General features: G+C 74.5%; 7 protein-coding genes and 1 pseudogene. 2 read left to right on the top strand and 6 right to left on the bottom strand.

Annotated elements, in window-relative coordinates; all coding sequences use genetic code 11:
* Nucleotides 1–130: 130 nt before the first annotated feature.
* Together ACIRQ9_RS38390 and ACIRQ9_RS38385 are read right to left on the bottom strand one after the other, a co-directional pair.
* Nucleotides 131–1,450, bottom strand: a complete 1,320-nt coding sequence (locus tag ACIRQ9_RS38390) for a radical SAM protein (protein ID WP_404184811.1) — start codon at nt 1,448–1,450, stop codon at nt 131–133.
* 312 nt (nt 1,451–1,762) lie between these two features.
* Nucleotides 1,763–2,770: a hydroxyacid dehydrogenase gene (locus tag ACIRQ9_RS38385; RefSeq protein ID WP_404184808.1), complete on the bottom strand. Its 1,008-nt coding sequence runs from the start codon at nt 2,768–2,770 to the stop codon at nt 1,763–1,765.
* 135 nt (nt 2,771–2,905) lie between these two features.
* Here ACIRQ9_RS38385 and ACIRQ9_RS38380 point away from each other — a divergent pair, with 135 nt between their 5' ends.
* Both ACIRQ9_RS38380 and ACIRQ9_RS38375 read left to right on the top strand, forming a co-directional pair.
* Nucleotides 2,906–4,159 carry an FAD-binding protein gene (locus ACIRQ9_RS38380; RefSeq protein ID WP_404184805.1) on the top strand — a complete coding sequence of 418 codons (1,254 nt, stop codon included), beginning with the start codon at nt 2,906–2,908 and terminating at the stop codon, nt 4,157–4,159.
* Between the two features lie 83 nt (nt 4,160–4,242).
* Complete coding sequence (locus tag ACIRQ9_RS38375) at nt 4,243–5,478, top strand: ROK family transcriptional regulator (protein WP_404184802.1); 1,236 nt, start codon at nt 4,243–4,245, stop codon at nt 5,476–5,478.
* Between the two features lie 81 nt (nt 5,479–5,559).
* On the opposite strand, the gene ACIRQ9_RS38370 is transcribed toward ACIRQ9_RS38375, so the two are convergent.
* From ACIRQ9_RS38370 to ACIRQ9_RS38355, 4 genes and pseudogenes are all read right to left on the bottom strand, one after another.
* Nucleotides 5,560–6,240: an alpha/beta fold hydrolase gene (locus ACIRQ9_RS38370; protein WP_404184799.1), complete on the bottom strand. Its 681-nt coding sequence runs from the start codon at nt 6,238–6,240 to the stop codon at nt 5,560–5,562.
* Nucleotides 6,233–6,532 (bottom strand): annotated as a pseudogene (locus tag ACIRQ9_RS38365) (TetR-like C-terminal domain-containing protein); the annotation flags it as partial. The pseudogene ACIRQ9_RS38365 and the gene ACIRQ9_RS38370, both read right to left, overlap by 8 nt.
* A gap of 43 nt (nt 6,533–6,575) precedes the next feature.
* On the bottom strand, nt 6,576–8,273 hold the full coding sequence (locus ACIRQ9_RS38360; protein WP_404184796.1) for a DUF2264 domain-containing protein: 1,698 nt from the start codon (nt 8,271–8,273) through the stop codon (nt 6,576–6,578).
* Nucleotides 8,274–8,816: 543 nt separating this feature from the next.
* Nucleotides 8,817–10,106: a hypothetical protein gene (locus ACIRQ9_RS38355; RefSeq protein WP_404184793.1), complete on the bottom strand. Its 1,290-nt coding sequence runs from the start codon at nt 10,104–10,106 to the stop codon at nt 8,817–8,819.
* Nucleotides 10,107–10,232 lie beyond the last annotated feature (126 nt).

Genomic DNA, 10,232 nt, shown 5'->3' with positions numbered 1-10,232 from the left:
TTTTTGCCCGCGCGGGGGGGGGGGGGGGGCGGCGGCCGGCCGCGGTCCCCCCCGCCCCCCCGCCCCGCCTCCCCCCCGGGGGGGGGGGGGGGGGCCCCCCCCCCCCCTCCCGTTTCCCGATCTCCGGGGGTCACACCTTGGTCGGTTCCTCCGCGGGCAGGCTGTCCATGAAGGAGCTGACCGAGAAGACGGCGTTGCCGGGGCCGGGCGGGCCGTAGCCGGGGGGCGAGGCCAGGCCGAAGTCCTCCATCGTCTGCCGGTAGGCCTGGAGCAGACGGATGTGGTACTCCAGCGGGGCACCCTGCGGGTTGGCCTTGCCGAGCGGGGTCGTCGGCTCCGGGCACCAGGTGGTGAAGCGGGGCGTGATGCCCTGCGACATGAAGAAGCGCAGGCCTTCGGTGGTGGACGCGATCGCCTCGTCGACGGTCTTGAAGCCGAACGGCTCGGCCATCTCCACGCCCGCCACGAAGTTGGGGATCACGTTGCGGGGGCCGAAGATCTCGGCCGAGTCAAGGATCCGCTTGTGCCACTCGTCCCGGCCGACGTACCGCTCCTTGCCCGGGCAGTACATCTTGAACAGGTACTCGTCCCACACCTCGTAGTTGGGGTGGTAGATCTGGACGCCGTAGTCCTTGAAGCGCTGCACGTCGTCGCGCGGCAGGGCCTGGGCCACCACCTTGCCGATCCAGCGGCCGGGGAACCGCTCCTCGATGGCCTTGGCGTAGTGCCCGTAGAAGTCGGCCTCGTCGCGGCCGGAGACGGTCTTGGTGATCGCGCCGCCGGTCAGCGTGTAGGCGGTGGAGGTCTTCGCGGTGTCGTACCGGTCGATGATCTCCAGCGCCTCCAGGACCTCCTCCACGTCCTTGACGCCGGTGTACGGCCGCCCGGCCGCCTTGTGCTGGCGCCAGTTGTGGTTGATGTCGCAGTACTGGCACTCCTCCTTGGCGCCGAAGTACTGGCAGACCCGGAAGACGGTGAGGTAGATCAGGTAGCCCCACTGGATGGTCGGGGCGACCTCCATCACGGACTTCCCGTTGGCCAGCTTGTGCCGGTAGTACTCCGGCATCGGCGGCACGCCGACGTCGGCGATCCGCTTGCTGTCGAGGTAGAGGCCGAGCAGCCCGTCCTCGTCGGCGGCCACCCGGTACGGCGAGGCGGGGTTCACCCGCACGGACACCACGGTCCGGCGCAGGTCGTAGGGGCCGCCCGTGAGGATGATCTCCTCCGGGGGCCGGCGCAGCGCGGCCTCGCCCAGCTCCGGCAGGGTGCCGTGGTCGAAGGAGAAGATGAAGTACGACTTCGGCTTCACCTCGCCGTTCTCGTTGTCGCTCAGGGCCGACGGGTCGAAGGCGACACCGCCCCGGAGCAGGTCCTCCTTGAAGACGGCTTCCCTCGGTACGTGCGGGAACCTCTCCATCAGGTCCTCGACCAGCGCGGTACGGCTGCCCATCCCGTGTCTCCTTCCGACTCAGGCGTTCGACTCCTCACGGTATGCCCCCGCTCGTTCGCCGGCCGTGCCGGGTCCCCTCACGCGGTGCTGTTCGCACCGTTTCGGCCCGGTTCGACCACGTCTTCCGCCGCCGCGAGTGACACCGAGGGGCCTCCCGGACCACCCGAACGGCCTCCGGGCCACCGGGAGGGGCTTGCGGAACGGGCTTGCGGAAGCGACTTCCGGAACCGGCTCGCGGAGGGGGCTGCCGGACCGGCCGGCCGGGACGGCCTCCGGGCTACGGGCACGGTCGCGGGGGGCGGCGGGGGCCCGTCACGCGAGCCGTTCCAGCACCGAGGGGTCGACGGCGTGCCGCAGGCCCTCGCCGGCCGCCAGCCGCTCGGCCTCCGTGACCACGGTGAGCCCGAGCCGGGCCAGCTCGTTGCCCTGCGAGCCGGCCAGGTGCGGGGTCAGGAAGGCGTTGGGGAGGTCGAACAGCGGGGAGCCGGCCGGCAGCGGCTCGGGGTCGGTCACGTCGAGGATCGCGGTCAGGCGAGCGGCGCGCAGTTCCTCGACGAGGGCGTCGTGGTCCAGGAGCGAGCCGCGCGCGGTGTTGATCAGCACCGAGCCGTCCGGCATCAGGGCCAGCTCGCGGGCGCCGAGCAGACGGTGGGTCCGCGGGGTCTGCGGGGCGTGCACGGTCACGATGTCCGAGGTGCGCAGCAGCTCGTCCAGCGGAAGCAGCGGCACGCCGAGCCGGTCGGCCTCCGCCGCGTCCACGTACGGGTCGGCGAGGCTCACCAGCAGGTCGTGCGGGCGCAGCAGCTCGATGAGGCGGCGGCCGATCCGGGAGGCGCCGACGACGCCGACCCTGCGGTGGAAGTTGCCGACGCCGGGAACGAGGCCGTCGTCGGGGTGGGCGCGCCGGGCGCGCAGCCGGTCGCGGGAGGCGAAGACGTCCTTGCCGGCCAGCAGGATCATCGCGAGGGTGTACTCGGCGACGGGCAGCGCGTTGGCGGCCGCGGCCGAGGAGACCAGGATGCCGCGCTTCCAGACCTCGGGCGTGGTGAAGCCCTTGACGGAGCCGGCCGCGTGCAGGACCGCGCGCAGCGCGGGCATCGCGTCCAGGGCCGCGGTGTCCAGGACCGGGCAGCCCCAGCCGGTGACGAGGATCTCGGTGCGGGCGAGCGTCTCGCGGACCGCGGGATCGGTGAAGTCGTCGGCCACCGTGTCGGGATCGATCTCCACGCACGCGCGCAGCCGGGCGAGCACGTCCGGCGGGAAGACGTGCGGGACGTTCCGGGCTGTCATGGCGAACGCGGCCTTGGGACGGTCGGGCAAGGAAGGGGCCTTCCGGCTCGGTGACGCGCGGACAGCAACCGGTCTCCACCGTAGGTCCGGGCGAATGAGAGGGTCAACGCACACGCCCCCTCCGGCGGAGGAGGGGCGGGGCACGACAGGAATGGAACGACGGCGATGACGGATCCGGCGCAGACGGTCACCAACTGGGCGCGCAACATCACCTACACGGCCCGGGAGTTCCATCGCCCGGACTCGCTCGACGCGCTCCGGTCGCTGGTGGCGGACGCCGCTCGGGTGCGGGTGCTGGGCAGCGGCCACTCCTTCAACCGCGTCGCCGATCCGGGTCCGCGGGGCCTGCTGGTCTCGATCGCCGGGCTGCCGCCGGTGATCGAGGTGGACCCGGCGGCCCGCACGGTCCGGGTCGCGGGCGGAGTGCGGTACGCGGAACTGGCGCGCGCGGTCGACGCGTACGGACTGGCGCTGCCCAACATGGCCTCCCTGCCGCACATCTCGGTGGCCGGGTCGGTGGCCACCGGCACGCACGGCTCCGGCGTGGCCAACGGCTCGCTCGCGGCCCCCGTCCGGGAGGTGGAGCTGGTCCTCGCCGACGGTTCGACGACGACGATCGCCCGCGGCGACGCCCGTTTCGACGGCGCCGTGACCTCGCTGGGCGCGCTCGGCGTCGTCACCGCGCTCACCCTCGACCTGGAGCCGGCGTACGAGGTCGCGCAGACGGTGTACGTCGAACTTCCGCTCGCCGAACTGGACTTCGAGGCCGTGTCGGCGGCCGGGTACAGCGTGAGCCTGTTCACCGACTGGCGGGAGCCGGGCTTCCGGCAGGTGTGGGTGAAGCGGCGCACCGACCGGGACGCCGTGGACTTCGGCTGGGCCGCTCCGGCGACGCGGGCGATGCACCCGGTGCCGGGGATGCCGGCGGGCAACTGCACCGAGCAGTTCGGGGTGCCGGGGCCCTGGCACGAGCGGCTGCCGCACTTCCGGGCGGAGTTCACGCCGAGCAGCGGCGACGAGCTGCAGTCGGAGTACCTGCTGCCGAGGACGGCGGCGGCCGAGGCGCTGCACGCGGTCGACGCCGTCCGCGCGTCGGTCTCCCCTGCCCTGCTGACCTGCGAGGTGCGGACCATCGCGGCCGATCCGCAGTGGCTCGGCCCGGCCCACGGCCGGGACTCCGTCGCCCTGCACTTCACCTGGGTCGACGACCTGGCGGCCGTACTGCCGGCGGTGGGCCTGCTGGAGGAGGTGCTGGCGCCGTTCGCGCCGCGCCCGCACTGGGGCAAGGTGCACAGCGTCCCCGGCGAGGTGCTCTCCGAGCGGTACCCGCGGCTGGCCGACTTCCGGTCGCTGGCCCAAACCCTGGACCCTGGCGGGAAGTTCGCCAACGACTTCGTGCGCGAGGCGCTGGCGCTGTGACGGAACGCGACGTCACGGGCTTAATAAAGCCCTTTTCCTAATACCTTGTCGTAAGCGCGCGGCAGCCCATAGCCTTGCGCCGTGTGAAGCACACATCACGTGACATCCGCACCGCGAACCGCTACGAGGTGCTGCGGCACATCATCGCCGAGTCTCCCACCTCACGGCAGGAACTGGCGTCCGTCACCGGGCTGAGCCTGGCGACGGTCGCCACCCTCGTCGGTGAGCTGCTGGAGCTGCGGATGATCACCGAGGTGGGCTTCGAGGACTCGGCGGGCGGCCGGCCCCGCGGGCTCGTCGCCGTCCACGCCTCGGGCGGCGCGCTGATCGGCGTCGACATCGCGGAGACGTACGTCCACGTCGAGCTGTTCGATCTCGCGCTGAACGTGCTGGCCCGCGCCGAGGAGGAGATGCGCCCGGGCGAGCACCGGCCGGAGCAGGTGGTGAGCCATGTGGCCGCGGCCGTCGGCTCGGTGGTCGCCCGTGCCGGGGTGGCGGGCGAGCGGGTGCTCGGCGTCGGGGTGAGCGTGCCCGGACAGGTGGACCGGGACACCGGGATCGCCGAATACGCGCCCAACTGGGGCTGGCACGACGTGCCGTTGCTCGACCTGCTGTCCGCACACGTCACCCATCCCCTGCACCTGGACAATCCGCTGCGCGCCTGCGCGGTGGCCGAGCAGTGGTTCGGGGCGGCGCGCGGGCGCGGGGACACGGTGGTGGTGAACCTCGGCACCGGGGTGGGTGCCGGGCTCGCGCTCGGCGGCGGACTGCACCGCGGTGTCAGCAACAGCGCGGGCGAGTGGGGTCACACCACGCTCGTCCTGGACGGGCGGCCGTGCCACTGCGGCAACCGCGGCTGCGTGGAGACCTATGTCGGCGCGCCCGGCATCATGCTGAACCTGCGCGAGGCCTGCCCGGACAGCCCGCTGCTGCGTCCCGACGACCAGACCGCGACGATCGAGGCGCTGGCCCGGGGCGTGGCGGACGGCGACCCGGTCGCGGTCCGGGTGGTGCGGGACACGGCCCGATACATCGGCGCCGGGGTCGCCAACCTGGTCAACCTGCTCAACCCCGAACTGATCGTGCTCAGCAGCTGGGTGGCCCGCGGGCTCGGCGCGCCGCTGCTGGAGGAGGTCCGCGAGGCCGTCCGCCGGCACGCGCTCGGACGGCCGTTCGCCGCCACCGAGATCGTCCTCTCCCCGATCCCCAGCGACCCGGTCTGCCTGGGAGCGGCCACCTTCGCGCTGGAGGGGACGCTGCGGTCGGTGGGACAGCGCAACGGCGTCCGCACGGGCCGCGCCGCGTCGGGCTCGCGGTGACCGGCCGGTCCCGGCCCGGTCCGGTCGCGGGCATGCGACCGGCACCCCGCTCCTCACCTCGCGCGGTGGGCGGCCGGGCCGTCAGCCGAGCAGGCTCTCCCTGACCCGCTCCGCGAAGGCCGCCGGATGCTCCACCGGGCCGAGGTGTCCGTCGGGGAACTCGGTGAAGGCGCCGCCGGTGTGGCGGGCGACGGCCTCCGCGGTGGCGTGCAGGAGCCGGCCGCGGGAGTCCGTTCCCGCGGCCACCGTGAGGCGGGGCAGGCCGGTGCCCGGCCGGTAGGCGGTGAACGGGCGCAGGACGTGGTCGAGGAAGACGCCGAACGGCGTCGGTGGCCCGTCGGCCGGGCGGCCGCGCTCCACCTGCTCGATCAGCGCGGCCCGCTGTGCCGCGCCGTCGGGCAGCAGCGTCACGCACGGCGGTTCGTGGGCGATCACGCCGGCGAACCGTCCGGGGTGGCGGGCCAGCAGGTCGAGGGCGGCGATGCCGCCGGAGCTGGTCCCGAGGACGTACGCCGGCTCGTCCTCGCCCACCGCCTCGGCCAGCGCCCGGCGCGCGCCCTCGCTCCAGTCCGCCACCCGCTGGTCGGCGACCGGTTCGCCGAGGTGTCCGTGGGAGAGGCCCAACGGGTCGTACGTGACGACGGTGAAGTGCGCTGCCAGGTGCCCGGTCAGCGGTTCCAGACCCATGAGGTGGCCGGCGCCGCCGGGGAGGAGGAGCAGGACGGGTCCGCTGCCGGTGACGTCGTGGTGGGGTTCAGGCATGGCGGGCGGTCTCCTCGTGCGGCCCGTGTTCAAGGGCGATGTGCAGGGCGTCGACGGCCCGGTCCCAGGACGCGCGGACGTCCCTCGGGGCGTTGAAGCCGCCGGCCGCCTCCAGGGCGCAGTAGCCGTGGAAGGTGGCGCGCAGCAGGCGGACGGCGTCGGTGGCGTCGGGTTCGACGAGGCCGTAGCCGCGCAGCATGCCGTAGGTGATCTCGACGGTGCGGCGCATCGCCGGGTCGGCCGGGTCGGCCAGGGCGGGGTCGATGCGGATCTGGGTGCGGCACGGGCGGCCGGCCCACTCCCCCGCCCGCGCGCCGCGTCCCGCCGGTCGTGGCTCAGGCCCGCGCGGTGGGCTCCACCGTCACCGCGGACTCCTGCCAGCGGACCCGCAGTCCGGGACCGCCGCTCCACACGACCGTGATGTCCCGGTCCCCGTCCGCGGTCACGGTCACCGTCCGCGCGAGCGGTTCGGGGTCCGCCGTCCCGGTCAGCCGGCTCACCGCGACGAACAGGCCCGCCCGCTCCCCCGTGAGCCCGCTCGACTCGTCGTCGAGCCCGACGGCGGGCAGCAGTTCGGCCCGCAGCCCCTCTCCCGCGGCCCAGCCGGTCACCCGCACCGGTGTCCCCGGCGCCGCCCCTTCCACCAGGAAGGCCCGCACCTCCACGGCACCGCGCACCAGCACCGCACTCGTGACGCGGGCACCGGAGGCGGCGGTGTGCCGGGAGGCCGCCCAGCCCGCTCCGACGCCCAGCGGCACGATGTCCGTACGGCTCGGATCGCCGTCGACGAGCACGCTGTTGTCGTACGACGCGGAGGGCCGGGTCACGGTCGAGTAGCCGAGCCGGGTGTAGTACGGGTCCCAGCGGACGTCCTCGCTGCCGTGGTTGTGGAGGCGCACCACGCCGTCCGAACGCGTGGACTGCAACAGCCAGTTGGCGGGCACGATCGGCGTGACCGCGTCGGCGCGCTCGGCCGGGCCCGGTTCCTCCGTCGCCGTCCACACGTCGTGCTCCGCGGGAAGCAGCAGGCCGAGAAAGCCCTTGCTGGCCCAGTACGGGGACGCGGGCCCCGAGTAGCCCTGGAGGACGGCGGGATCGGGGCCGTGCCAGCCGAGGGTCAGCAGGCCTCGGTCGTCCAGGGCTCCCCGGTCAAGGAAGTACCGCAGCGCGCCGGAGGCCAGTCGCCGGGTCTCCCCCGGCGGCAGGGGCGTGCGCCCGATGAGCGCGCCCAGCCAGAGCGGAGCCGCGCTCGCGAACCGGTAGGTCAGCGAGCGGCCCTGGTGCAGCGGGGCGCCGTCCCCGCCGAACAGCCGGGCGTAGTCGGCGAGATGGCGTTCCAGTCGGCCGCCGTACAGGTCGAGCAGCTGCTCGTCGCCCGCCAGCCAGGCGTGCAGCACCGGGTAGAGGTGCATCGCCCAGCCGTTGTAGTAGTCGTACTTGCGGCCGTCGCCGTCGGTGTACCAGCCGTCTCCCTCGTACCACTCCTCGACGCGGGCCAGGCCGTGGTCGACCGCGCGGCGCGCGGCCTCCGGCTCATGGCCGACCTCGGCGAGGAACCCGCCGACCGTCACCGGGAACAACTCCCAGTTGGAGGGCCAGGGTTCGGCGGTGAGCGCGTCGGCGAGCCAGGCCGCGGCACGCTGCCGCACCCGGTCGTCCAGGCGGTCCCACAGGAGCGGGCGGGTCAGCCGCAGGGCGAGGGCGACGGACGCGGCCTCTACCAGCGGCTGGCTCCGGTCCTCGACGCGCGGCCACACTCCCGACACACCGGCCGCGAGTCCGTCCGCGTACCGCTGGAGCACCGTCTCGTCGCGGCGGAAGGCGGCGAGGAGCAGGGTGCGGGCGTAGCCCTCCAGTCCGTCGGAGAGCCGCCCCGACCAGCTCTGCCGGTCGCCGGGCAGGTGGTAGAGGGCACGGTCCGGGGTGGCGTGGGGCTCCACGGCGGCCAGCAGGGCGTCGGCCGCCGCCTCCCAGTGGGCGCGGGTGTATCCGGTGCGCGGACTGGCACCGCGGTCCTCGGGAGGCAGTCGCATCGGTGCCCTCTCTCGCTCGTACCGGACCCCGCACCGGACCGCACGCCGTACGGACCTGGGGCGCCCCGGTTCCGGTCGGGACGCCCCAGGGGCTCGATCCGCCCGCCACTGGCCGATCGGCGGAACGTCCGCGGCGGCGACGCCGAGCGGATCACCTCAGGATGAGTGACGCCGGGCCCGTTGGCCAGAAGCGCGATGAGGTTGCCGGGCGAGCCCGCCGGAATTGCACCAGCGACGCCCGACCCGTCCCCGGCCCCGTCCGACACGGCATCAGGGGCCGTGCCGTCAGAAGTGGTTCAGGCCGCCACCGCAGGTGGACGCGGTGGGGGGGCGGCCGGTACGGCGGCGGCGTGCGCCGTTCGGGTCCGGGCGCCCAGCGGACGCCCGGGCCTCGGCCACGCCGGGGGCGAGGGTCGGCCGCCGTTCGGTGGTGGCACCCGTGCGGTCGGGCCCGGTGCGGGGTCGGCCGCCGTTCGGTGGTGGCACCCGTGCGGTCGGGCCCGGTGCCACCGGTGGGCCGCCCGCTCCGCCGCGGGCGCCGGATCAGGCGCCCGCGGCGTGCCGGGCGTGGGCGTGGGCGTGCGTCCCGGTGGCCGCCGGGGCGGAAGGCCCGTCCCCGGCGGACGACGGCTGCCGGAGCGCCGCGGTGCCGGCGGCCGGTCCGCCGGGCCCCGCCGCCCCGCCCTCGCCGGGGACCGGGCGCCTGGCGAGGGGGTAGGTGTGGTGGCCGAACAGGACGGCCGTCAGCCCCAGCACGCTCCACAGGGCGAGGACGGCCACGTGGCCCGCGCTGCCGTTGCCGTCGAAGTAGGCCGTACCGCGCACGAGGCTCGCGCCGGCGCCCGGCGGCAGCCACTGGCCGATCTCGCGGACCGCCGTGGGCAGCAGTTCCGGTGCGGACGTACTGCCGGAGAACGGGTTGCCGACGAAGACCATGAGCGCCGCGCACGGCCCGAGCCCCCCGGAACCCACCAGCGTGATCGTCCCGGCGGTGGTGGCGCTGATCGCGAGAATGGTGAACGCCAGCGAGGCCCAGGTCGCCAGAGGGTCGTGCGGCAGCGCGCCGAGCCAGCCCTGGGCGACCAGGTAGACCCCGAGGGCCGCCGCCGCGCTGACCACGACCAGGGTCACGGCGCGCACCACGGGCCGCAGCCGCAGCGCCAGCGCGACCACCAGGGCGATGACGATGCTGCAGATGGTCATCGGCAGGAGCGACGAGCTGAAGACGGCGCCGCGCGGGTCGTCCGCCGAGATCCGGACGACGTCCACGGTCCGCACCCTGACCGGCGCCGGCCTCCCCGCGCCGCCCTTGCCGTCCTTGCCGTCCTTGCCGTCCTTGCCGTCCTTGCCGTCCTTGCCGTCCTTGCCGTCCTTGCCGCTTCCGGCCGAAGCGGACCGCGCACGGGGGGACTTGGCGTGGGTCGGCTCGGTCGCGTGCGCCGCCGATTCCCGCGCCGCCCCTTCGCGGGCCGACGCCGCACGTGCCGCCGCCTCGGACGCCCGGGCGGCCAGCCGCGCGCCCGTGGCGTCCAGCAGCTGGGCGACGGTCGGGCTCGCGGCGGTGGACTCCAGCACGGTGAGGCTGCCGGAGGTGACGGCGAAGGCGCCGTAGACGTCCCGCTCCCGGATGGCCGCGCGCGCCGAGGCGACGTCGGGGTAGAGACGGAAGTCGAAGGCGCCCGGCCTGCCGTGCGCCAGCCCCTCGACCGCGCCCTGGCTCGCCGCACTCGTGCCGACGATCCCCACCGGCAGATCACGCGGGGCCACGCGCGCCGCGGGCCACGCGTAGGCCAGCACGGCCACTGAGATCACCAGGGGCAGCGCCACTGCCATGATGGCCACCCGACGCCATGACTGGTGACCCGCGAACGGGGACTTCACGATCCCGCCTCCAAAAACGAATGATCATTCTTTGGGGGTCAGTCTGCTAGGGTCGCGGGACCTGGTCAAGATGAACAT

The organism is Streptomyces sp. NPDC101237 (assembly GCF_044767465.1).
Lineage (GTDB): Bacteria > Actinomycetota > Actinomycetes > Streptomycetales > Streptomycetaceae > Streptomyces > Streptomyces gramineus.
This window is presented reverse-complemented; position numbering and strand designations above follow the sequence as displayed.